The 22,515-nt window shown below is 72.9% G+C and carries 19 protein-coding genes; 11 read left to right on the top strand and 8 right to left on the bottom strand.

The window, feature by feature from the left end; genetic code table 11:
- Nucleotides 1–79 precede the first annotated feature (79 nt).
- From ACFWFR_RS06715 to ACFWFR_RS06695, 5 genes are all read right to left on the bottom strand, one after another.
- Complete coding sequence (locus ACFWFR_RS06715) at nt 80–1,372, bottom strand: DUF58 domain-containing protein (RefSeq protein WP_191800084.1); 1,293 nt, start codon at nt 1,370–1,372, stop codon at nt 80–82.
- 24 nt (nt 1,373–1,396) lie between these two features.
- On the bottom strand, nt 1,397–2,386 hold the full coding sequence (locus ACFWFR_RS06710; RefSeq protein ID WP_191800590.1) for a MoxR family ATPase: 990 nt from the start codon (nt 2,384–2,386) through the stop codon (nt 1,397–1,399).
- Between the two features lie 161 nt (nt 2,387–2,547).
- Nucleotides 2,548–3,807 (bottom strand): DUF4350 domain-containing protein, encoded by a 1,260-nt coding sequence (locus ACFWFR_RS06705; protein WP_377621980.1) that lies wholly within the window; start codon nt 3,805–3,807, stop codon nt 2,548–2,550.
- Nucleotides 3,804–4,595, bottom strand: a complete 792-nt coding sequence (locus ACFWFR_RS06700) for a DUF4129 domain-containing protein (protein WP_377621979.1) — start codon at nt 4,593–4,595, stop codon at nt 3,804–3,806. The genes ACFWFR_RS06705 and ACFWFR_RS06700 overlap by 4 nt, the downstream gene beginning before the upstream one ends.
- Entirely contained in the window at nt 4,592–5,878 is a 1,287-nt protein-coding gene (locus ACFWFR_RS06695) for a hypothetical protein (protein WP_377621977.1), read from the bottom strand. Before ACFWFR_RS06695 ends, ACFWFR_RS06700 begins: the two co-directional genes overlap by 4 nt.
- Nucleotides 5,879–6,086: 208 nt before the next feature.
- On the opposite strand from ACFWFR_RS06695, the gene mtrA reads away from it, so the two are divergent.
- The 7 genes from mtrA (at nt 6,087) to secA (ending at nt 16,792) form a co-directional block, all read left to right on the top strand.
- On the top strand, nt 6,087–6,770 hold the full coding sequence (gene mtrA / locus ACFWFR_RS06690; protein ID WP_377616804.1) for an MtrAB system response regulator MtrA: 684 nt from the start codon (nt 6,087–6,089) through the stop codon (nt 6,768–6,770).
- Nucleotides 6,771–6,826: 56 nt separating this feature from the next.
- Nucleotides 6,827–8,563 (top strand): MtrAB system histidine kinase MtrB, encoded by a 1,737-nt coding sequence (gene mtrB, locus ACFWFR_RS06685; RefSeq protein ID WP_377616805.1) that lies wholly within the window; start codon nt 6,827–6,829, stop codon nt 8,561–8,563.
- Nucleotides 8,560–10,284: an LpqB family beta-propeller domain-containing protein gene (locus ACFWFR_RS06680; RefSeq protein WP_377616806.1), complete on the top strand. Its 1,725-nt coding sequence runs from the start codon at nt 8,560–8,562 to the stop codon at nt 10,282–10,284. The genes mtrB and ACFWFR_RS06680 overlap by 4 nt, the downstream gene beginning before the upstream one ends.
- A gap of 122 nt (nt 10,285–10,406) precedes the next feature.
- Nucleotides 10,407–11,315, top strand: a complete 909-nt coding sequence (locus tag ACFWFR_RS06675) for a ComF family protein (RefSeq protein WP_377621976.1) — start codon at nt 10,407–10,409, stop codon at nt 11,313–11,315.
- 220 nt (nt 11,316–11,535) lie between these two features.
- Nucleotides 11,536–12,183, top strand: a complete 648-nt coding sequence (hpf, locus tag ACFWFR_RS06670; RefSeq protein WP_377621974.1) for a ribosome hibernation-promoting factor, HPF/YfiA family — start codon at nt 11,536–11,538, stop codon at nt 12,181–12,183.
- A 138-nt stretch (nt 12,184–12,321) separates the two neighbouring features.
- Nucleotides 12,322–13,611, top strand: coding sequence for a winged helix-turn-helix domain-containing protein (locus ACFWFR_RS06665; protein WP_377621972.1), 1,290 nt, complete (start codon nt 12,322–12,324; stop codon nt 13,609–13,611).
- A 190-nt stretch (nt 13,612–13,801) separates the two neighbouring features.
- Complete coding sequence (gene secA / locus ACFWFR_RS06660; protein ID WP_377621970.1) at nt 13,802–16,792, top strand: preprotein translocase subunit SecA; 2,991 nt, start codon at nt 13,802–13,804, stop codon at nt 16,790–16,792.
- Nucleotides 16,793–16,822: 30 nt separating this feature from the next.
- On the opposite strand, the gene ACFWFR_RS06655 is transcribed toward secA, so the two are convergent.
- Complete coding sequence (locus tag ACFWFR_RS06655) at nt 16,823–17,350, bottom strand: Rv3235 family protein (protein WP_377621969.1); 528 nt, start codon at nt 17,348–17,350, stop codon at nt 16,823–16,825.
- A gap of 124 nt (nt 17,351–17,474) precedes the next feature.
- Nucleotides 17,475–18,578: a LysM peptidoglycan-binding domain-containing protein gene (locus ACFWFR_RS06650; RefSeq protein ID WP_377621967.1), complete on the bottom strand. Its 1,104-nt coding sequence runs from the start codon at nt 18,576–18,578 to the stop codon at nt 17,475–17,477.
- Between the two features lie 161 nt (nt 18,579–18,739).
- On the opposite strand from ACFWFR_RS06650, the gene ACFWFR_RS06645 reads away from it, so the two are divergent.
- Entirely contained in the window at nt 18,740–19,279 is a 540-nt protein-coding gene (locus ACFWFR_RS06645) for a hypothetical protein (RefSeq protein WP_377621966.1), read from the top strand.
- A 124-nt stretch (nt 19,280–19,403) separates the two neighbouring features.
- Here the strand turns inward: ACFWFR_RS06645 and ACFWFR_RS06640 are convergent, their stop codons facing one another.
- Nucleotides 19,404–19,619 (bottom strand): helix-turn-helix domain-containing protein, encoded by a 216-nt coding sequence (locus ACFWFR_RS06640; protein WP_377621964.1) that lies wholly within the window; start codon nt 19,617–19,619, stop codon nt 19,404–19,406.
- Between the two features lie 213 nt (nt 19,620–19,832).
- On the opposite strand from ACFWFR_RS06640, the gene ACFWFR_RS06635 reads away from it, so the two are divergent.
- Genes ACFWFR_RS06635 through ACFWFR_RS06625 form a run of 3 tightly spaced genes read left to right on the top strand, consistent with a single transcriptional unit; the run spans nt 19,833 to nt 22,469 of the window.
- On the top strand, nt 19,833–20,522 hold the full coding sequence (locus ACFWFR_RS06635; protein WP_377621963.1) for a hypothetical protein: 690 nt from the start codon (nt 19,833–19,835) through the stop codon (nt 20,520–20,522).
- Nucleotides 20,519–21,940 (top strand): hypothetical protein, encoded by a 1,422-nt coding sequence (locus tag ACFWFR_RS06630; RefSeq protein ID WP_191800068.1) that lies wholly within the window; start codon nt 20,519–20,521, stop codon nt 21,938–21,940. The genes ACFWFR_RS06635 and ACFWFR_RS06630 overlap by 4 nt, the downstream gene beginning before the upstream one ends.
- 4 nt (nt 21,941–21,944) lie before the next feature.
- Complete coding sequence (locus tag ACFWFR_RS06625; protein ID WP_056646107.1) at nt 21,945–22,469, top strand: DUF6912 family protein; 525 nt, start codon at nt 21,945–21,947, stop codon at nt 22,467–22,469.
- The last annotated feature ends 46 nt before the right edge of the window (nt 22,470–22,515 follow it).

The raw sequence follows: 22,515 nt of genomic DNA, 5'->3' as shown, positions 1-22,515 counted from the left end.
GTCCCGACGAGGACCGGCGAGACCCCGGTGCCGTGCTCGTGTCTTGCCGGCGTCTTGCCGGGGCCGGGCGGCCCGGCGGTCACAGCCGCCCGGCCGCCTTGAGCGCGAGGTACGTGTCGGCGAGCCGCGGCGCGAGCTCCTCGGGCAGCCCCTCGACCACCTCGACGCCCTTCTGCGAGAGCACGGTCCGCACCGCCGTGCGCTCGAGCTCGACGCGCGCGGCAGCCGCGGCGTCGTAGACGTCGGCGCTCGAGTCCCGGGCCGCACGCAGGGCCGCGACCTCGGGGTCGGCGACCGAGGCGACGACGACCTGGTGCTTGGAGGTCAGCTGCCCGACGACGGGCAGCAGGCCGGTCTCGACGGCAGCCGGGTCGAGCGTCGTGAGCAGGACCACGAGCGCGCGCTGCGAGAGGCGCTGGTGGACCGAGCCGACGAGCCCCGGCCAGTCGGTCTCGAGCAGCGCGGGCTCGATGGGTGCGAGCGCGTCGGCGAGGGCCGGCATGAGCCGCGGGCCCGCCGCACCTGCGACGCGGGCGCGCACCCCGCGGTCGTACGCGAACAGCTCGACGCGGTCGCCCGCCCTCCCTGCCAGGGCCGAGAGCAGCAGGGCAGCCTCGATGCTCGCGTCGAGGCGCGGCTCGTCGCCGATGCGGGCCGCGGACGTGCGCGAGGTGTCGAGCACGATCAGGACGCGACGGTCGCGCTCTGGTCGCCACGTGCGCACGACCATGTCCGCCCGGCGCGCCGAGGCACGCCAGTCGATCGACCGTACGTCGTCGCCGATCACGTACTCGCGCAGCGAGTCGAACTCGGTCCCCTCGCCGCGCACCTGGACCGCGGCGCGCCCGTCCATCTCGCGCAGGCGGGCGAGCCGGCTCGGCAGGTGCCGGCGCGACGCGAACTCGGGCAGGACGCGCAGACGTCCGGGCACGTCGAGCGAGACCTGGCGGGCCGCGAGCCCGAGCGGTCCCGCGGCGCGGATCGTGACCTTGTCCGCGAGCCGGTCGCCGCGCCGGGTGGGCACCAGCACTGTCGTCAGGCGCGCCGACTCACCGGGGGGCAGGTCGACGGGGTGCCGGTTGACCTGCGGGCCCGCCGAGGGGGCCCAGGCGTCGCGGACCACTGCGCGCAGGCGCCTGCCGGTCAGGTTCGTCACGACGAGCTGCGACGTCGCGCGACCCGTGAGGCGGACCGAGCCCGGGACACGCCGTTCGACCGCGACCCGCCGCGGGGAGGCCGCCAGGGTCACGTCGAGCGCGCACAGCAGCGCCACCACGAGCGCCCAGACCAGGACCGTGCCGTACGAGGGCACGACGAGGACCGCCACCACCCCGAGGGCGGCCAGCGCGACGGCACGCCACGTCAGAGCCATGTCATCCCTTCAGGCTGCCGGCGCTCAGCGCGGGACCGGCACGGAGGCCAGCACCGTGTCCAGCACGCTCTCCGCGGTCACGCCCTCGAGCTCGGCCTCGGGGCGCAGCTGGACGCGGTGACGCAGCGTCGGGTGGGCCAGGGCCTTGACGTCGTCGGGCGTGACGTACCCGCGACCGGACAGCCAGGCCCACGCGCGGGACGTCGCGAGCAGCGCCGTGGCGCCTCGGGGCGACACGCCGAGCGACAGCGAGGGGGAGTGACGCGTCGCGCGGCACACGTCCACGGCGTAGCCGAGGACCTCGCGCGAGACCTGGACCTGGGCGACCTCGGCGCGTGCGCGGTCGAGGACCTCGCGGCCCGCGACGGGCCGCACCCCCGCGGCGGCGAGGTCGCGCGGGTTGAAGCCCGCGGCGTGCCGTGCGAGGACCTCGATCTCCTGGTCGCGCTCGGGCAGCGGCAGGACGAGCTTGAGCAGGAAGCGGTCGAGCTGGGCCTCGGGCAGCGGGTAGGTGCCCTCGTACTCGACGGGGTTCTGCGTCGCGATGACGAGGAACGGGTCCGGCAGCATGCGCGGCGTCCCGTCGACCGAGACCTGGCGCTCCTCCATGGCCTCGAGCAGCGAGGCCTGCGTCTTGGGAGGCGTGCGGTTGATCTCGTCGGCCAGGAGCAGGTTCGTGAAGACGGGGCCCTCGCGGAACGAGAACTCGGCCGTGCGCGCGTCGTACACGAGCGACCCCGTGACGTCGCCGGGCATGAGGTCGGGCGTGAACTGGACGCGCTTGGTGTCCAGGTCGAGCGAGGCTGCGAGCGTGCGCACGAGCAGCGTCTTGGCGACGCCGGGCACGCCCTCGAGGAGCACGTGGCCCTTGCAGAGCATCGCGATGAGCAGGCTCGTGACCGCGGCGTCCTGACCGACGACGGCCTTGCCGACCTCGGTGCGCACGGCCGCGAGGGCTGCGCGCAGCTCGTGCGAGGGGCCCGACGGCGCAGCGTGCGCGGGAGCGTCGGTCACGGGCTGCGGGGCGGGCGCCGCAGGTGCCTGCGCCGGGGTGGGCTGGGCGGGAGCAGCGGGGACCGGAGCCCCGTACGCGGGGGGCGTCGCGGGCTGGGCCGGCGACGGCGCGTAGCGCTCGGCGGGCTGCTGATAGGGGTTCGTCCCCTCGGGGTGGTGCGTCACGGGTGGAAGACCTCGCTCTCCAACTGGTCAAGGTGACGTGCGAGCTCGAGCAGCGCGGCGTCGTCGGCGGGTGGTGGTCCGTACAGGAGGTGCGCGACCTGCTCGGCCGGTCGGTGCGTGGCACGGACGATCGCGTCGATCAGGGCCGGGGCGGCCGCCGAGCGGGGCAGTCCCAGGCGTGCGGCCATGCGGTCGGCGCTGTGGGCCCGCAGGCCCGCGGCCGCGTGGCCGCGCGAGCGGGAGCGCCGGTAGAGCCGTCCGCGTCCTCGCGTGGTCTCCGACGCGCGGACCACGACGGGCAGGTCCTCGGTCACGAGCCGTCCCAGGCGGCGCCCGCGCCAGAGTGCCGCGAAGAACGCGACCACGAGGAGCTGGACGAGCACGACCGAGACCCACGGGGGGAGCGTGCCGGTGCCCGCACCGACGTCCTCGGAGATCGTGGCGTCCGTGAGGCTCGGCACGAACCACGTGAGGGTCTCGTGGCGCCCGAGCGAGCGCAGCGCGAGCGCGGCGTTCCCGTCCTCGGTGATGCTCGCGTTGGTGAGCAGGGTCCCGTCGTCGAGCGCGACGACGCGGCGCTCGCCCTCGTGGACGAGGTACGCGCCGGTGTCGGGCGGGCTGTCGTCCCCCGGGAAGCAGACGAGGGAACCGGGCCCGGTCGCGGTGAGCCCGAAGCCCGTGCTGCGGATGGCGCCTGCGGCGACCGCGTCCGGGTCGCTGCACCCCGGGGCCCGGGTGGCGTCGGGAGAAGACCAGTCGTCGGCCAGGGTCGCGGTCCCGCCGGTCGCACCCTCGAGCAGGTCGTACCCGGGCTCGACGAGCACCAGGTCGGCCTCGGTCTCGAGGAGGGCGTCGATCTGCTCGGGCAGGAGGTCGAGGTCCGAGGTCACGAGGAGGGTGGTCCCTGCGAGGGCCCGGGAGACCGCGTCCGCGGTCGTGGTCACGTACTCGACCTCGACGCCCTGGTCGCCGAGCACCTGGGCGAGCGCACGGGCACCGTAGGGGCCCGGGTTGTCGGGGGCCAGGGGTGTGCTGGACACGGCCGGTCGGGACAGGGCCGCGAGGCCCGCGACGATCGCGACGAGGAGCAGGACCGCGAGCGGCCAGCGCACGGCACGCCACCGTCGCCGTGCGCGCGAGCCGGCCGTGGTGCCGTCGCCCATGACCGGGGCGGGCACGTAGGCGGTGGTGACCGCGGACGAGGACGCGTCCGGGGCCGAGACAGGGGGCGGAGGGGCGGCGAGTCCGGTCGTCATCGTTCTGCTCCCGACGTCGAGGACGTCCCGGCCGCGACGGGCAGGTCGGTGGGGACCTCGGTGGGCGAGGAAGCGTCGACATCGGTCGCCGGCGAGCCGGTGCCGACGGGCGTCGGCCGGGTCGCGAGGGCTGCAGCGTCGAGCTCGCGCAGCGCCTGGTCGGCGGCGGGACCGACGGCCACCTTGCCGTACCGGACGTCGTCGAACAGGCGGGCGCCACCCGCGAGCCGGTCCGCGAGGTCAGGGAGGCGCAGGGCCGCGGCATCGGCCGCCTCGTGAGCCGTGCGCCCGGGGCGCGGATCGAGGACGACCCGTTCCTCGAGCGAGCGGACGACGGCCCGGTAGCGCTCGACCACGGCCGTGGCCCAGTCGCCCGCCGCCGCCGCGGCATCGGCCGCCGCGCGCAGGTCGGTGGCCGAGCGCGTGTCGTCCTCGAAGACCGCGGCCGACGTGCGCGCCCGGCGCGAGAGCCGGACGGGGCCCGCGACCAGGTAGGCGATCACGGCGACCACGAGGACCACGCCGGCCACGACGAGCGAGGCGACGACAGGGTTCACGTCGAGGACCTCGACGCCGTCGAACAGACCCACCAGCCAGTCGATGAAGCGCATGAGCAGGGACGGCTGGTCCTGGTAGACGGGGTCGAGCAGCTCCTCCTGGAGCCAGCGACGGGCGGTGTCGGCGTCGGGCGTCACGGGGACGTCCCCACGAAGCGCCACCGGCAGGTGCAGGCGCGCCGACCAGGCCGCCTGCCCGGCGGCGAGCGACGCGGAGAGCGCCCCGGTCACGCCGTGCCGTGCTCGGCGTGCTCGTTCGCCGCGGCCGTGAGCTCGACGTCGAGCCCCTCACGGCGCATGCGCACGTCGATGTAGAGGAGCGAGACGACGCCCGCGAGGAACACCGACGTGACGACCGAGCTGATGATCTGCGCCACCGCGGTGAGGGCCAGGATCCCGAAGGTGTCGGTGACGAGGAACGTCGTGAGGGCCGAGAACGGGTAGACCACGATGCTGGCGATGACGCTCACCGCGATGTAGGCCAGGAGCGAGATCCCGAAGGTCCGCCAGTAGGCGCCCCGCGTGAGCTTCCATCCACGGACGACGGCCGAGCGGAACCCCTGCCCCTCGAGCACCAGGGCGGGAGGGATCAGGAGCGTCCGGACGATGAACCAGGCGAGGAAGACGGCCCATCCGGCGAACCCGAGGAGCAGGACGACTATCCCGAGGCCGACGTCACCCACGAAGCCGAGGATCGTCAGCCCCACATAGAGGAACGTCGCCACGTAGACGACGAGGTTGGTGAGGAACGAGAAGCCGATGAGGGGCCACACCTTGGAGCGCACCTGGGCCCAGACCTCGCCCACGGTCGCCTTGCGCCCGACGACCGACTGGCCGACGGACGTGATCAGGATGCCGTTGACTATCGGGAGCGCGAGCGCGAGGACGACGCCGGTCACGAGCGAGGCCCCCAGCAGCGGGAGCATGTCCGTGAGCACCTGCACGTCGCTCCCGAGCTCCGTCTCGAGCCGAGCGAGCTGCGGTGCGAAGATCCCGGACACGAGTGCTCCGAGGGCCATCCCGACGATCGTCGCGACCGCGATCACGGTCGCACTCATCCCGAGCATGACCTTGGGGTTGGAACGGATCGCGCCGAACGCGCCGTCGAAGATCTCGCCCAGGGTCAGCGGGCGCAGCGGGATGATCCCGGGCTTGTTGGCGGGCGGTGCGAAGGGGCGGCCCGCGAACGACGGGGGTCCGTATCCGGGCTGCACCGGGCCGCCGTACTGGCCTTGCTGTCCGTACTGGCCCTGCTGGCCGTACTGCGGCTGACCCCAGGCGTTCGGCGTGGGCTGGCCGTACTGACCGGGCTGGCCGTACTGACCGGGCTGGCCGTACTGACCGGGCTGGCCGTACTGACCGGGCTGGCCGTACTGACCGGGCTGGGGCGCACCGGGCGGGACGGGGGCACCGCCACCGGGCGCAGCCGCGCCCTCGGGGGGCTGCGGCCCGCGCTGGCCGTAGCGCGGGGTGTCGTCCGGTGCTGGCGTGCCGGCGTCGTCGGGCGTCGTCATCTGCTCTGCTGTCCCCGCTCGGTTCTGTGGGGCCCGGAGGCCTCGTCCTGGTGCGGCCGTGCACGGCACTTCGACAGTGCCCTGCGCGGTCGCGGCCCACCCTAGTACGGGGGCCTGTCAGGTGCTGCGAGCGAACCGCCCGGGTGAACACTGGGCGCCGCCCGGTGGTTCGGTCGGGCGCTGCCGGGGTCGATGGCAAAATGGGGTCATGAAGGTACGCGTGCTTGTGGTCGACGACGACACCGCTCTCTCCGAGATGATCGGCATCGTGCTGCGCTCCGAGGGGTTCGACCCGGTCTTCTGCGCGGACGGGGACCTCGCCCTGGCGACGTTCCGCAGCACGCAGCCGGACCTCGTCCTCCTGGACCTGATGCTCCCGGGCAAGGACGGCACCGAGGTGTGCCGTCTGATCCGCGCGGAGTCGGGGGTGCCCATCATCATGCTCACGGCCAAGAGCGACACGGTCGACGTGGTGCTCGGGCTCGAGTCGGGCGCGGACGACTACATCTCCAAGCCGTTCAAGCCCAAGGAGCTCGTGGCCCGCATCCGTGCGCGCCTGCGCCGCTCGGACGAGCCGGCCCCCGAGCACCTGTCGATCGGGGACGTGGAGATCGACGTGACGGGGCACCGGGTCACGCGCGACGCGCGACCCATCGCGCTCACGCCGCTCGAGTTCGACCTGCTGGTCGCCCTCGCGCGCAAGCCCTGGCAGGTCTTCACGCGTGAGGTCCTCCTGGAGAAGGTCTGGGGCTATCGTCACGCGGCGGACACGCGCCTGGTGAACGTCCACGTGCAGCGGCTGCGGTCCAAGGTCGAGCACGACCCGGAGAACCCGGAGATCGTCCTGACGGTGCGCGGCGTCGGCTACAAGGCGGGCGCGGCACGCGGGTGAGCAGCTCGTCGCTCCGAGGTCGGGTGGGGCTGACGTTCCGCCGTACCCGACGTCGGGTGCGTGCCGCGATCGGACGGCTCACCTGGCGCGCCCGGTCGTCGATGCAGCTGCGCGTCGTCGGGACCGCGCTGGTCGTGGGTGCGATCACGGTCGCGGCTCTCGGCGCCTACCTGTCGAGCACCATGCGTGACGGCCTGTTCGAGCAACGGCTCGAGCAGATCAACGTCGAGAGCGCGAACTCGATCCAGCAGGCGCAGAGCCTGTTCACGGCGTCGCTGTCCAAGACCAAGGACTCCGAGCTCCAGACTCTCCTCCTCGACGTCCACAACACCCTGCGCACGAGCGGCAGCCCGGACCGCAAGATCTTCCTCATGCGGCCCGAGGGAGCCACCTCGCGCCTCAACGACGTCAGCACCGACAACCAGCTGACGAGCCTGGTCTCGGACGAGCTGCGCGACGCGGTCCTCGAGAGCGACGGTCGCGAGCTCCAGTCGGTCGCGATCCCCCGGGACCCGTCCGACCCGCACTCGCCCGTGGACCCCGGGGTGCTCGTGGGGTCCAAGGTCCAGGTCCCCACGGTCGGGACGTACGAGCTCTACTTCCTGTACTCGCTCGCGCCCGAGCAGGAGACGCTGTCCTTCCTCCAGGGGACGCTGGCCCTCGGGGCAGCCTTCATGGTGGGCATCCTGGTGCTCATCACCTGGGTCGTGACGCGCCAGGCCGTCCAGCCGGTCCGCAACGCCGCAGGCGTCGCCGAGCGGCTCGCCGACGGGCACCTGAACGAGCGTCTGCCGGTGAAGGGCCACGACGAGCTCGCGACGCTCGCGCGCTCGTTCAACGAGATGGCCGAGAGCCTCCAGCTCCAGATCGGTCGGATGGAGGAGCTGTCCCTGCTCCAGCGGCGCTTCGTGTCGGACGTGTCGCACGAGCTGCGCACGCCGCTCACGACGATCCGCATGGCGGGCGAGGTCCTGCACGCCTCGCGCGACGACTTCGACCCCGCGTCGAAGCGGTCGGCGGAGCTCCTGCAGACCCAGCTCGACAGGTTCGAGGACCTCCTTGCGGACCTCCTCGAGATCAGCCGGTTCGACGCGGGGGCAGCGCAGCTGGACGCCGAGCGGCGCGACGTGCGAGACGTCGTCAACGCGGCCGTGGACCTCGCGGCCCCGCTCGCCGAGCGCAAGGGCGTCTGGATGTCGGTGCACTTCCCGGACGAGCCCGCGATCGCGGACGTCGACCCGCGACGGGTCGAGCGGATCGTGCGCAACCTCGTGGTCAACGCGATCGAGCACGCCGAGGAGCGCCCCGTCGAGATCACGGTCGCCCAGGACCGGCACGCGGTCGCGATCGTCGTCCGCGACCACGGCGTGGGGATGACCGAGGACGAGGCGCTGCACGTGTTCGACCGCTTCTGGCGGGCGGACCCGGCGCGGGCACGCACGACCGGCGGGACCGGGCTCGGTCTGGCGATCTCGCTCGAGGACGCCCACCTGCACGGAGGCTGGCTCGAGGTGTGGGGCCGCCCGGGTCGGGGCGCTGCGTTCCGGCTCACGCTCCCGCTCCGGGCCGGGATCCATCTCTCGTCCTCCCCGCTCCCGCTCGTCCCGGAGGAGCCCACCCGCACGCGCGGGCTCGGCCCGGCGACAGGTCCGGTGGGTCCGGTCGAGGACCCGGCCGAAGGGACCACGAGCCCGTCGGCGCTCCCCGTGCTCCCCGACGAGCCATTGGTCGCCGGGCGCCAGGGGGCGCTCCGGGCGGCGCACGAGCACACCGCGGACGAGGAGCGACCATGACGAGGACAGCGGAACGACGACGTCGCTGGGCCGCGCGGGCCGCGAGCCTCGTCGTGGCGGCCGTCGCCCTCTCGGGCTGTGCGGCGATCCCCACGTCCGGTCCCGTGATCCAGGGGGACACCGTGGTGCAGGGCTTCAACGCTCCGGGCCTGCGGGCGCGGGGCCCCGCGGTGGGCGACGACCCGAAGGGCATCGTGTCGGGCTTCCTGACCGCGCAGGCGGCCGGGCCGGCGGGAGACTTCGACGTCGCGCAGGAGTTCCTCACGTCGGACGACTGGGACTGGAAGACGCAGGTGCTGGTCTTCGACGGGGACCTGGACCTGACGTACGACGAGGAGGCGATGCAGACCGGTGCGGTCACGGTCACGGGCAGCGCGTCGGTCGTGGGCGCCCTGGACAAGCGTGGCGTGTACACCGAGGACGTGCCGGTCAGCACGGTCGTCTCGTTCGGGCTCGTCCGTCGCAGCGACGGGCAGTGGCGGATCGAGACGGCCGAGGACGGGTTGTTGCTCTCGCAGAGCGCCTTCCTGGCCGCCTTCAGGTCGACCCGCCTCTACTTCCCGTCGGCAGACCGTGAGGTCCTGGTCCCCGACGAGCGCTGGTTCCCCAACAGGACCTGGCAGACCAACGCGGTGGACGAGACGTTGGTCGGTCCCGTCGAGTGGCTCCGCGGCTCGACCGACGTCGTCGTCCCCGAGGGGACGCGCCTGAGCATCGACGCGGTCACGAACGAGGGCGGGGTGGTCGACGTGCGCCTGACGGACGCGATCTCGCTGGCGTCGCCCGAGGACCGTGCGCTGCTCAAGGCGCAGCTCGAGGCGACGCTCTTCGACGCGGTGCCTCTGACCGTCAACCTGTATCGGGGCGAGGACCTGCTCAGCACGCCCTCGGGCGGCCCGGTGCTGGCCAAGGCGGACGCGGTGGGGAACGAGGTCGTCGCGGCCCAGGGCCAGGTCATGACGCTCGAGACGGGAGCCGACGACCTGGTGCCGCTCGCTCCTGCCGTCTCGCTCGAGGGCATCGACGCGACCGCGCTCGCGCAGGGCGCCAACGCCCGCCCCCTCGTCGTCCGGGACGGTACGAGCAACCTGCTGCGCCTGCCGACGAAGACCCTTCCGGGGGTGACCCTCCTGACCGGCGACGACCTCCTGGCCCCGAGCGTGGACCGGCTGGGTGGTGTCTGGTCGGGTCCGCGGGCGCAGGCGGGAGTCCTGCAGGTCGTGCGGTCGGACCTGGCCGACGCCGGGACCCCGGTCGAGGTCGCCGCCCCGTGGCTCGCCGGTCGTTCCGTCCAGTCGATCCGGGTGGCTCACGACGGGGCGCGGATCGCGGTGGTCAGCTCGGACGCCTTGGGAGCGACCCGCGTCGACGTCGCAGGGATCGTGCGCGACGAGAAGGACGTGCCGACCGCGCTGTCCGAACCCTTCCGGGTCGGGGCGCCCATCAGGTCGGCGTCTCAGGTCGTGTGGGCCGACGAGACGCTGCTCGCGGTCCTCGGGACGGACGAGGCGGAGACGTCTCCGGCGGTCCATCTCGTCGCGGTCGGGGGAGACACGACCCGGCTGTCCCCGGTGGCGGGCGCGACGGCGATCAGCGCGGGCGACGGGGAACGAACCGTGCAGGTCCTGACCGAGAACGGCACGCTGTTCGGGCGCAGCCGGTCCGGTGCGGTGTGGGAGAAGCGGATCGAGGGAGTCGCGCTGCCGACGTTCCCGGGCTGACCCGGTGGTGCGGAGGCTGTGCCTGCGCACGGGCCGGTGCACAGGCGCCAGAACCGATGCTGGGTCCACAGGGCGAGCTCGGTGCCGCCCTGGGACGCGGCGCGGCGTGGCAGGCTCCGGCCGTGCCGTCCTCCTCCGTGCCGTCCTCGGGTCGCCGAGCGCCCCGTCGCCCCTCACCGGCCACCGGGACCCCCGGCCGCCGGCTCCCGACGGCCACGGGTTTCCTGGGGGACCACCCGCTCGTCGCCGCGCTCGCGGGCGCGGCCGCCTCGCTGACCCGGCTCGTCGTCCCGATCGAGTGCCCCGGGTGCGGCGCGAGGGACCTGGTGCTGTGCCCTGGGTGCGCCGGGCTGCTCGACGCCGCGCCGACCCGCCGCGAGCGGGACGCCCCACGGCTCGACCGGCTCGACGGTCGGCCCCCGCTGCCCGTGTGGGCCTGCGCGTCGTACACGGGCCCGCTGCGGGACGTGGTGGTGGCGTGGAAGGACAAGGGGCGCGTGGACCTCGCGGGGGTGCTCGACTCCGCGGCGCGCCGGGCAGGGGTGACCCTGGCGCCCCAGGTGCGGTCCGCCGTCGGGCGCGGGGAGACCAGGACCCGTGCCGGGAGCGGGCGGGGCCCCGTGCTCGTGGTGCCCGCGCCGTCGACCGGCGCGGCCCGGCGCGCCCGGGGGCGCGAGCCTGTCCTCTCCCTGGCCCGCGCCCTCGCGCAGGGGCTCGGAGAGGCGGGCCTCGAGGCAGTCCCTGCGGCACTGCTGGCGCAGCGCGGGCGCGACCAGGTGGGGCGGGGCTCGCGGGGCCGGGGGGAGCGGTTGGCGACGGTCCGGGCGACCCCGCGGGGCGTCCGGTCGAGCCCGTCGCTCGTGGGAGCCACGTGCCTCCTGGTCGACGACGTGCTCACCACGGGTGCCACGCTCGCGGCCTGCGAGCGCGCCCTGGAAGGGCTCGGAGCACGCGTCCTGGGGGCTGTCGTGCTGGCCGCGACACCCCCTCCTCGGCGGGGTTCCGCGGCCCTCGAAGTTCATCTCGCGTAGATGCTGCCTTTACCTCGCAGGGGGGTTAACCTGGGGTCCAGTCGTCACGGGGAACGGTTGGTAACGGGACCCGTGCGGCCACAGAGCGACAGACCCGAGGCAAGGTCTTCGGGCAGGGAGGTGATAGGTACTCCGGATCCCCCTCGGGGGAGCCAGACCCAGGACCACACGGGACGCTCTGGAGAAACGGGAGCGTCCGAGACCCTTTGCGGAGGCTCACATGGAGATCGTTGTCGTCGGCAGGCACACGGAAGTGGCTGACCGCTTCCGCCGACACGTGGAAGAAAAGCTCGCGAAGTTCGAGCAGCTCGCACCGACCGCCCAGCGGATCGACGTCGAGGTCACCCACGAGAACAACCCCCGACTGTCCGAGGTGCGCGAGAGGGTCGAGCTGACCGTCCGCGCCAAGGGACCCGTCGTCCGCGCCGAGGCGGCAGCCGACGACCGGTTCGGGGCACTCGACCTGGCCATGAACAAGCTTCAGGAGAGGCTGCGGCGCGTCAGCGACCGCCGCAAGGACCACCGCAACAACAACCCCCAGCCGCCCGTCGACGTCCGGCCGTTCATCCCGGAGGACAAGCAGCCCGAGCCCGCCGCCGCGCACCCCGGTGTGCCCGGCGAGGCGGTCGAGACCCAGCTCGGCGACTCGCCCGTCGTCATCCGTCAGAAGCTGCACTCCGCGGAGCCCATGACGATCGACGACGCCCTCTACGAGATGGAGATGGTGGGCCACGACTTCTACCTCTTCGTCGACGTCGAGACCGCCCGTCCCTCGGTCGCCTACCGGCGCAGGGGCTGGAGCTACGGGGTCATCGCGCTCGACACGGCCTGCGCGGGCGGCCTGAAGGAATCCCCCGACCAGGGGTGAGCATCGCGAGGTCCGTCTGACCCAGAACCGACCCGACGGGGTGGCGTCGCCGACCAGGCGAGGCCACCCCGTCGGCGTGCGGCCTGCGCTGCGTGGCCCGCACGCTCGCCGCGCCGTGTGTCAGGGGGGACGGGCAGGATGGGTCGGGTGAAGACCGAGACAATGTCGCTCGCCCAGGCTCGTCGCGTCGCGCTCGCCGCGCAGGGTCTGCACACCCCCCGGCCCGACGACGGAGCCACGCCCCGGCAGGTCACGCTGCGGCACGTGCAGCGCACCGTGGACCGGCTGGGGCTGCTCCAGATCGACTCGGTCAACGTCCTGGCCCGGGCGCACCTGGTCCCGCTGTACTCCCGCCTCGGTCCCTACGACGTGAGCCTGCTCGACCGCGCGGCGGGTCGCGCGCCGCGCAGGCTCGTCGAGTACTGGGGGCACGTGGCCTCCTACGTACCGCCCGAGACCTACCGCCTCCTCGAGTGGCGCCAGCGTGCCTACCGGACCGAGGCGTGGGGGGCCATCAGCGGTGTCGAGCTGTCGCACTCCGCGGTGGTCGAGCACGTCCGCGGGATCGTCGCGGCGCGCGGCCCCATCACCGCGGGCGAGGTCCACGAGCTGCTCGAGGCCGAGGGCATGGGCGAGGCGCGCACCACGACCGAGTGGGGCTGGAACTGGTCGCTCGCCAAGCGGGCCCTCGAGTTCCTCTTCTTCACCGGTGAGATCACCGCCGCGCGCCGCAACGCGGCGTTCGAGCGCTGCTACGACCTGACCGAACGCGTCCTTCCCGCCGCGGTCGTCGCGGCGCCACCCGTGAGCGACGAGGACGCGGTCCGTCGGCTGCTGGAGATCGGGGCCAGGGCGCACGGGGTCGGGACCCTGCGCTGCTTCCGCGACTACTTCCGGCTCAGAGGGCCGGCCCCACGACGTGCGCTCGACGAGCTCGTCGAGGACGGCGTGCTCCGGCCCGTCGAGGTGCGGGGGTGGGACGAGACCACGTACCTGCACCGTGACGCCGTGGTCCCGCGACGGGCGCAGGGGCGCGCGCTGCTCAGCCCGTTCGACCCGCTCGTGTTCGAGCGGACTCGGCTCGAGCAGCTGTTCGGGACCCGCTACCGCATCGAGATCTACGTGCCCGCGGCCAAGCGGGTCCACGGCTACTACGTCCTGCCGTTCCTCCAGGGTGACCGCATCACGGCCAAGGTGGACCTCAAGGCGGATCGTCGCGCGGGCATCTTGCGGGTCCTCGCAGCCCACCGCGAGGAGCATGCGGACGCAGAGACCGCCCCGGCGCTCGCGGCCGAGCTCCGCCTCATGGCGACCTGGCTGGGCATGGCGAGCGTCGTCGTCGGGCCGCTGGGGGACCTCGCACCTGCGCTCGCCGCCGAGCTCGCCCAGCCCCCGGCACAGGGCGTCGCGGGAGTGGTCGCCGGGTAGAGGTGACGGGCGGCCGGCGCGGCGGGTTTCGCCGCAGAGCGAAACCCCCATCGCCGGACAGAAGCCCTACCACGCTCAGGACTCGCCTACGATGGTCTGTGGTGTGATCCAGCCGACTGCCGAAAGGTGGTCGCCTCGCATTCGCCCCGGACCGTCCGGCCCGGGGGCGCGATCGATACGGGAGTACTGCGTGCCTGCGATCCTCGAGAAGGTCCTGCGCTTCGGCGAGGGCCGGATCCTGAAGAAGTTGTCCGGCCTGGCTGAGCAGGTCAACAAGCTGGAGCCCAGCTTCGAGGACCTCAGCGACGAGGAGCTGCGCGAGGAGACGGACCGCTTCAAGGAGCGGATCGCGAACGGGGCGACGCTCGACGAGCTGCTCCCCGAGGCCTTCGCCGCGGTCCGCGAGGCGGCTCGCCGCACCCTGGGGCAGCGCGCGTACGACGTGCAGCTCATGGGCGGCGCGGCCCTGCACATGGGCAACATCGCGGAGATGAAGACCGGTGAGGGCAAGACCCTCGTCGGGACGTTCCCGGCGTACCTCAACGCGCTGTCCGGCAAGGGCGTCCACGTCGTCACGGTCAACGACTACCTCGCCAAGTACCAGAGCGACCTGATGGGCCGCGTGTTCCGCGCCCTCGGCCTCACGACGGGCTGCATCATCTCCGGGCAGACCCCGGCGGTCCGCCGCGAGCAGTACGCCGCGGACATCACGTACGGGACGAACAACGAGTTCGGCTTCGACTACCTGCGCGACAACATGGCGTGGAGCACCGACGACCTGGTGCAGCGCGGCCACAACTTCGCGATCGTCGACGAGGTCGACTCGATCCTCATCGACGAGGCGCGTACGCCGCTCATCATCTCGGGCCCCGCGTCGGGCGACGCGAACCGCTGGTACGGCGAGTTCTCCAAGGTGGTCCGCCGCCTGAACCCGGAGACCGACTACGAGGTCGACGAGAAGAAGCGCACCATCGGTGTGCTCGAGCCCGGTATCGCGAAGGTCGAGGACTACCTCGGCATCGACAACCTGTACGAGTCGCTCAACACGCCGCTCATCGGGTTCCTCAACAACGCGATCAAGGCCAAGGAGCTCTTCAAGCGCGACAAGGACTACGTCGTCCTCAACGGCGAGGTCATGATCGTCGACGAGCACACGGGTCGTATCCTCGCGGGGCGCCGCTACAACGAGGGCATGCACCAGGCCATCGAGGCCAAGGAGGGCGTGCAGATCAAGGCGGAGAACCAGACGCTCGCCACGATCACGCTCCAGAACTACTTCCGCCTGTACGACAAGATCTCGGGCATGACGGGTACGGCAGACACCGAGGCCGCGGAGTTCCAGGGCACGTACAAGCTGGGCGTCGTCCCCATCCCCACGAACCGCAAGATGCAGCGCGTGGACCAGCCGGACCTCGTCTACAAGAACGAGGAGGGCAAGTTCGACGCGGTCGTCGCGGACATCGTCGAGCGCCACGCCGAGGGTCAGCCGGTCCTGGTCGGCACCACGAGCGTCGAGAAGTCCGAGCTGCTCTCGTCCAAGCTCAAGAAGCAGGGCGTCCCGCACGAGGTCCTCAACGCCAAGCAGCACGAGCGTGAGGCCGCGATCGTCGCTCAGGCCGGCCGCAAGGGCTCGGTCACGGTCGCGACCAACATGGCCGGTCGTGGGACGGACATCATGCTCGGTGGCAACGCCGAGTTCATGGCCGTCGCGGACCTCGCGGCCCGTGGGCTCGACGCCACGGAGAACCCCGAGGAGTACGAGGCCGCGTGGCCCGAGGCCGTCGAGCGCGCCAAGGCCGCGGTGGCCGCCGAGCACGACGAGGTCAAGGAGCTCGGCGGGCTGTACGTGCTCGGCACCGAGCGTCACGAGTCGCGTCGTATCGACAACCAGCTGCGTGGTCGTTCCGGCCGTCAGGGTGACCCGGGCGAGTCCCGGTTCTACCTGTCGATGCAGGACGACCTGATGCGTCTGTTCAACTCGAACCTCGCCGAGTCCATGATGAACCGCGCGGGCTTCCCGGACGACGTGCCCCTCGAGTCCAAGATCGTCACGCGCGGCATCGCGAGCGCGCAGGGTCAGGTCGAGGCGCGCAACTTCGAGATCCGCAAGAACGTCCTCAAGTACGACGACGTCCTCTCGCGTCAGCGCACCGTCATCTACGACGAGCGTCGCCGCGTCCTCGAGGGCGAGGACATGCAGGAGCAGATCCAGCACTTCATCACCGACGTCGTCACGGCGTACGTCGACGGCGCCACGTCCGAGGGCAACCCGGAGCACTGGGACCTCGAGGGCCTGTGGACGGCGCTGCGCGCGGTCTACCCGGTCTCGATCGAGGTGGACGAGGTCGTCGAGCAGGCCGGGGGAGCCACGCGTCTGACGCGCGAGCTGATCCTCGAGGAGATCCTGTCCGACGCCCGCGTGGCGTACCAGGACCGCGAGGCGACCCTCGGGAGCTCCAACATGCGTCAGCTCGAGCGCCGCGTGGTGCTCTCGGTGCTGGACCGCAAGTGGCGCGAGCACCTCTACGAGATGGACTACCTCAAGGAGGGCATCGGCCTGCGCGCCATGGCGCAGCGTGACCCGCTCGTCGAGTACCAGCGCGAGGGCTTCCAGCTCTTCCAGGCGATGACCGAGGCCATCAAGGAGGAGTCGGTCGGCTTCCTGTTCAACCTCGAGGTCAAGGTCGCCGAGCCCACCACGCCCGCGGTCAACCCGGTGTCGGCCGCTGCTGCCGCGCAGTCGGCAGCGGGTCAGGCGTTCGGCGGGACGGCCGGGGCTGCGGCCGCGGGTGCCGCCGTGGCGGCAGCAGCCGCCGCGAAGTCCGCCGCGGAGGCTGAGGCCGTGCAGGACGAGCCGGTCGCCGAGGAGGTCGTGGACGCACCCGTCGAGGACGTCCCTGCGGCCCCCGCACCGAAGGCCGAGCCCACGCTCATCGCCAAGGGCCTCGACGGCCCGGGCGAGCAGATCCCGCTGCAGTACTCGGCACCGTCGGACGACGGCTCGGGACAGACCGTGGTCTCGGGTGACGGCTCGCGTCGTGCCCGCCGCGCCCTGCACGGTGAGGCGACCGCGGTCGAGGGTGACGGGCGCACGTTCCCCGGCACGCCCCGCAACGCCAAGTGCCCCTGCGGCTCGGGCAAGAAGTACAAGCTCTGCCACGGGTTGAACGAAGAGGAGTAGTCCTCGCCCGAGGAGCACTGCGAGCGGCGGTCAGCCGATCTCGAGCACCACGACGCGCCACACGCCGCGTCGGGCCTCGAGTCGGACGGCCGCCGCTCGCACTCTGTCCATGTCCTCCAGGACGATCGTGGCCTCGGCGGCCGTGTCGCCGAGGCGCAGAAGCCTGGCTCGACGGATCACGACGGGGCGGGAGGCTGCGACGCGGTCCGGCGCGTCCTGGGCGAGCTGGGCGCGGCGACCGATCGCGTCGAACACGTCGGCGGCGAGCCAGCGCTGCAGCTGTGCGACGGGGCGCTCGCCTCGCAGCACCTCGATCGCGGCACGGACGACCGAGCAGCAGATCGAGGTCGGGTCCGGCAGGTCCGCCTCGGGCGCGGAGACCACGGGTCGACCGCTCTCCGCCAGGTCCTCGGACTGTGGGAACTGGGGTGGGCCGCCGAACGTCAGAACCCGCACTGATCGGCGGGCGGCCCGCGGCAGGGCCGCGACGGGCTCGTGGCGGGGGGCGGCGCCCGAACGCAAGGTGCGGACGACAGGGTGCTCCGTGGAGATCGACATGGTGCTCCTTCGGGTACGACAAGAGACCGGGGCACCCGTGCGAGCGCCCCGCGGTGAGACGTGAGACCGGCCTCGTGGCAGGTCGTGGGGAAGGGGTTTGCCGGGGCGGTCGCCCCGGTCGAGGTCAGGGAGACCGGGGTGCGCTGAGGATCTGACCAGGCTTGATGAGGTCGGGATCGTCCCCGATGACGTCTCGGTTGGCGTCGAACCACTGCCGACACTCGGTGGCGACCGATGCGTCAGAGGCGTTCGGGCCCAGGCTCCTGCTCGCGATCGACCACAGGGTGTCGCCGCGGAGCACGACGATCTCCACGACCGAGGGCGTGGGCGCGGCGGGATCCGACGTCGTGGTCGGGGAAGGCGCTGCCGTCTGTGCTGGAGTGCCGAGCAGCGGACCGAGGGGAACGTGAGGGGGCTGCGGAGAGCCCGTCGCGGCGACGTCAGGCCGTCCGGTAGGCAAGGCATCCATGACCGTCGGGGCATGGAGCGACTGTCCCGCGGCGTGGGGAGTCGGCTCGGCGGACGACTCGGACGTCGGTGCTGCCGACCGGGAGGCGGACCCGGAGGGGACGAGCGCAGGACCAGAAGGATCCGACTCGTGAGACGAGCCCTCGGCGGGGGTGTAGCCCTGGCCTCCTGCCGATGACGGGGGACCGGACGGGAGCCTGGGCGCGACCGGGGGCACGTCCCCGGAGAAGCCGTCGGTCGAGCCCACGGCAGGCTGATGCGCTTGGTCGCCGACCGGGCTGTCCGTCCGCGCGGTGGGTTGCCATCCCAGGTCGACGACGGCGGGTCCGGGCGCGCTGGTCTCCGGTGCTGCCGGCGGCTCGGCAGCTTGCGCGGGGCCTGCTCCCAGGGCCAGCCCGACCCCGACCGAGAGCGAGACGCCGATGCCGGCCAGCCGGCGAACTGCAGCGGGCGCATGACGCAGCACGAGCCGCTCGCCCGCGTCCCATCGCCGCCCGACGCTCCGGACGATCACGCACGCGAGGGCCAGGGCGGAGGTCGTCGCGACCCACGCGGCGAGCGTCGCACCGACGGCGAGCACGAGAATCTCCAGGTACACCTCGACGTGCGAGTCCGGCAGTGACCGGAGCAGGCGGAGTCCCCGTCCCGCGAGGAGTGCTGCGGCAAGCCCGCCCGCGGTCGAGAGGACGACGAGAGTCGCGAGCCGGGGCGCGCGTCGACCGTGCTCGCCGTCCTGTGCGTACCCAGACTGCTGCGTCATTGCTTCCCCCTGAAGACGGTGACTTCCGTGCGCCTGATCATCGCGTTTGATCGCGTTTGATCTTGTTACATCAAACTCGATCCTCCTCGTCTTGTCCAGAGGAAGGCCGCACTGCGGACAGGTCTGGACGAAACCCCCCGGGTAGGCACTAGCGTGTCCGCGTGCGCTGGGACCTCTTGTTCGCCGATCTCGCGGCACAGCTCGACGCGGCGGAGGTCGCCGACGGGATGCAGGCCGTCGCCGAGCTGACCCGTGCGGAGCAGGCGACGATCCTGCTGACGGACCGGCTGCGTGCGGCCGTGGGCGGGCCGGTGGACCTTCACCTCGCCGACGGGCACCGTCTGGCAGCCGAGGTGCGCGACGTGGCCCCTGAGTGGGTCCTCCTGGCCGAGAGATCGCGACAGCACGTGGTGCCGTTGACCGCGATCGCGTCGATCTCCGGCCTCACCCGCAACGCCCTGACGCCGGCCTCGCACGCGGAGGTGGGCAGGTCGCTCGGTGCGGTGCTGCGCGCACTCATGCGCGACCGTGCGCCGGTCCGCGTCCGGACCACGTCTGGTCAGCTGGACGGGCGGATCGCACGGGTCGGCAGGGACCACCTGGACATCGAGGAGCTGCGACACGATCAGGGGCCGGGCAGGACGGCCGGGCCGGGCCGAATCGTGCCGTTCACCGCACTGGTGTGCGTGAGCGAGACCTAGGGGCCGGCGCAGGGGGATGCAGGGGGAGCAGGGGCAGAAGGGTCGGGCAGTCGTGCCGGGCGGGTGCCGCACGCCTCGGGAAGGCGCGCTCCGTCGACGGACGGCCCCGACGGGTACGAGCGGCTCAGCCCTCGAAGTCCCCGGCGTCGATGCGCGTACGTGTCTGCTGGTACATGCGCTGGATGTACCCCTCGAGCTCGGTGACCTCGACGCGCCACTGCCCGCGCCCACCGACCTGGATCGCCGGCAGGTCGCCGCTGCGGACCAGGGCGTACGCCTGTGCTGCGGAGATGTTGAGCTCCTCCGTCACGTCGGCGAGAGTGAGAAAGCGCGGTGCCATGGCCACATTCTTCCACGACGTGCCGCCCGGGCGGAGTTGTCCACAGCCACCCCGAGGCCACCTCCCGTCCCCACGCCCTGGCAGCCATGATGTGCACGGACAGGACACCAGGACCTGCCCGAGCCGCCGGTTCGCGCCAGTGCGCCTGTCCTCGTCGTTCGACCTGACCGCCTGCACACCCGACCCAGGACCATCCCGACGAAACGGATCCTCATGACGAGCACGATCGACCGCCCGCCCACGCCGACCGTGGCACGGATACGCAGACCTACCTGGCGCGACCCGCGACTCGTGCTCGGGATCGTCCTCGTGGCCGGCTCCGTGGCGCTCGGGTCGTGGGCCGTGTCGACGGCAGGACGGACCGTCGCGGTCTATGCCGCGGCGGGGCCGCTCACCCCGGGCGAGCCGCTCGACCTGGGCGCGCTCCGGACCGTCGACGTCCGCCTCGGGGCGGGGGAGGACGCCTACTTCGTCGCGGGCGAGGCGGTGCCCGAGGGCCTCGTGGCGCTGCGCGTCGTCGGGGAGGGCGAGCTCGTCCCGCGAAGTGCGGTCGGTGACCCAGCCGACCTCGCGGTACGTCCCGTGGCCATCTCGGTCACCGGAGGGCTGTCGGACCGGGTCACGGACGGCGCGCTCGTGGACGTCTGGTTCGTCCCGGACGCGTCGAGCACGAGAGGGGCAGGAGCAGTCGGGGCGGACGAGTCCCCGGCCCCGGAACCGCCGCGCGAGCTCGTGGGTCAGGTCGTCGTGGCGCAGGTCGCGGAGGCATCGGGCTCGCTCGTCACCGGTGGTGCGACGACGCTCCACGTGCTCGTCCCGACCGACTCGTTGCCCGAGGTCCTGGGGGCTCTCGCCGCAGAGGGCGAGATCGCCGTCGTGCCGGTCGCCGGGGGAGCGTCATGACGCACGAACCGACCGCGCCCCTGGCCTCCGTCCTGTGTGCCGTGCGCGGAGACAGCGAGACGGTCGTGGTGACAGCACTCACGAGGCCAGGATCAGGGGTCACGGTCGCGCGCCGCTGCGCCGACCTCACCGAGCTCCTGGCGGCGGCCGGCGCGGGAGCGGGGACGGCAGCGGTGATCTCGGCCGACCTGCCGGGCATCGACCGGGAGGCCGTGGCCCACCTGCACGAGCACGGGGTGCGCGTCGTGGCCCTCGCCGACGGACAGGGCTGGCTCGCCGACCGGTTGCGGGCGATCGGGATCGACGTGGTCCTCGACGAGGGCACGCCGACCTCGGTGCTCGTCGAGACGGTGCGGGACGAGGCGCGGGGCCGAGGGAGCGGCACAGGACCTGCCGACGGCCCGGGAGCGCCCCCGGCAGGTCGAGGCTCAGGTCTACCGGGAGGCGCACCCCCGGTGCCGGTCGAGTCGCGCCGGGGACGGGTGCTCGCCGTCTGGGGTCCCACGGGCGCACCCGGGCGGACCACGGTCGCGGTGCACCTCGCCGCGGAGCTGGCGGGACTGGGGCCCGAGCGCGGGACCGGCAGGGGTCGACGAGGACGCCGGAAGAAGGGCCGGTCGTCGGGCACGGGAAGCCCCCGGCCCCAGGACGTGCTCCTGGTCGACGCGGACACCTACGCCGGATCCGTGGCCCAGCATCTCGGGCTGCTCGACGAGTCGTCCGGGATCGCCGCGGCGGCACGCAGCGCGAGCCACGGCGCGCTCGACCTCGCCGGACTCGCCCACCTGGCCCCCGAGGTCGCACCGCACCTGCGCGTCCTCACCGGGATCGCCCGCGCCGCGCGCTGGCCCGAGCTCCCGGGGTCGTCGCTCGACGTCGTCTGGGAGCACGGCAGGGCTCTCGCGGACTGGACCGTGATCGACTGCGGGTTCGGGATCGAGCAGGACGAGCTCCTCACCTACGACACCCGAGCTCCCCAGCGCAACGGTGCGACGCTCAGCGCGCTCGCCGCAGCGGACGCCGTGCTCGTCGTGGGGGGATCAGATGCCATCGGGATCCAGCGGCTCGTGCGGGGACTCACCGAGCTCGCCGACTCGGGCGCAGGAGCAGGCGCGCACAGGATCGTCGTCGCGAACCGCGTCCGCGCCTCGGCGGCGGGGCCGCGCCCCGAGGCGGCCGTCCGCGACGCCCTCGGTCGGTACGGGGGAGTCGTGGACCTGCACGTGCTGCCCGACGACCGGGCCTCGCTCGACGCGGCGCTCCTCGCGGGGCGGACGCTCGCCGAGCTGGCGCCCGAGGCAGCGGTACGGCACGCGATCGTGGCCCTGGCGCAACGGGTGCGGACCGAGGTCGGAGCCGTGCCGGTGGCTCCCGCAGCGGGCGGATCACGCGAACGCGTCCCGGAACCGGCACACTGATCCCATGCGCATCTACGTTCCCGCCACCGTCGACGAGCTCGACGCCGTCACCGTGACCGGCGACGAGGCCGTGTGGTCGCTCGCTCCGCGAGCCGCTCACGCCGTCACGTCCGCCCTCTCCCGCGAGCTGCCCGACGAGGACGAGGAGGGCCTGGAGTTCGCCGCGGCCCTCGAGGCCGCCGACGACTCCCTCGCGCTCATCGCCGGCCGGGTCGGCGCCCCGCGTCAGCGTCTCGTCGTGACCGTCGACGTCCCCGACGAGATGGTCTCGCTGACCGAGCCCCGCGGCGGCGAGACCGCCGAGGACGTCGCACCCAGCGCGGTCGAGGTGACCGCGACCATCCCCGAGGTGCGGATCGTGTGCGTGCACGTCGACGAGCCCGAGGCCGCGACCGACATCGCCGACGTCTTCGCAGCCGCCGACGAGGACCGCGACGAGGACCTCGACGCGGCCCTCGACCGCGTGAGCGAGCGCGACCTGCTCTGGTACGACTGGTCGGAGCTCAAGAGCGTGCCGCGCGCGAAGTAGTCGTGCCCAGAACGAGGTTGTGGTCGCTATCCCACGGATAGCGACC

Source organism: Oerskovia sp. NPDC060287, from assembly GCF_042726775.1.
GTDB classification, from domain to species: domain Bacteria; phylum Actinomycetota; class Actinomycetes; order Actinomycetales; family Cellulomonadaceae; genus Oerskovia; species Oerskovia merdavium.
This window is presented reverse-complemented; position numbering and strand designations above follow the sequence as displayed.

Bases quoted from the DNA above. Each gene is read 5' to 3' on its own strand.
- ACFWFR_RS06715 (WP_191800084.1), bottom strand. From the start codon at position 1,372: ATGGCTCTGACGTGGCGTGCCGTCGCGCTGGCCGCCCTCGGGGTGGTG.
- ACFWFR_RS06705 (WP_377621980.1), bottom strand. From the start codon at position 3,807: ATGACGACCGGACTCGCCGCCCCTCCGCCCCCTGTCTCGGCCCCGGAC.
- ACFWFR_RS06695 (WP_377621977.1), bottom strand. From the start codon at position 5,878: ATGACGACGCCCGACGACGCCGGCACGCCAGCACCGGACGACACCCCG.
- mtrA (WP_377616804.1), top strand. From the start codon at position 6,087: ATGAAGGTACGCGTGCTTGTGGTCGACGACGACACCGCTCTCTCCGAG.
- ACFWFR_RS06680 (WP_377616806.1), top strand. From the start codon at position 8,560: ATGACGAGGACAGCGGAACGACGACGTCGCTGGGCCGCGCGGGCCGCG.
- hpf (WP_377621974.1), top strand. From the start codon at position 11,536: ATGGAGATCGTTGTCGTCGGCAGGCACACGGAAGTGGCTGACCGCTTC.
- ACFWFR_RS06665 (WP_377621972.1), top strand. From the start codon at position 12,322: ATGGGTCGGGTGAAGACCGAGACAATGTCGCTCGCCCAGGCTCGTCGC.
- ACFWFR_RS06655 (WP_377621969.1), bottom strand. From the start codon at position 17,350: ATGTCGATCTCCACGGAGCACCCTGTCGTCCGCACCTTGCGTTCGGGC.
- ACFWFR_RS06650 (WP_377621967.1), bottom strand. From the start codon at position 18,578: ATGACGCAGCAGTCTGGGTACGCACAGGACGGCGAGCACGGTCGACGC.
- ACFWFR_RS06640 (WP_377621964.1), bottom strand. From the start codon at position 19,619: ATGGCACCGCGCTTTCTCACTCTCGCCGACGTGACGGAGGAGCTCAAC.
- ACFWFR_RS06635 (WP_377621963.1), top strand. From the start codon at position 19,833: ATGACGAGCACGATCGACCGCCCGCCCACGCCGACCGTGGCACGGATA.
- ACFWFR_RS06630 (WP_191800068.1), top strand. From the start codon at position 20,519: ATGACGCACGAACCGACCGCGCCCCTGGCCTCCGTCCTGTGTGCCGTG.
- ACFWFR_RS06625 (WP_056646107.1), top strand. From the start codon at position 21,945: ATGCGCATCTACGTTCCCGCCACCGTCGACGAGCTCGACGCCGTCACC.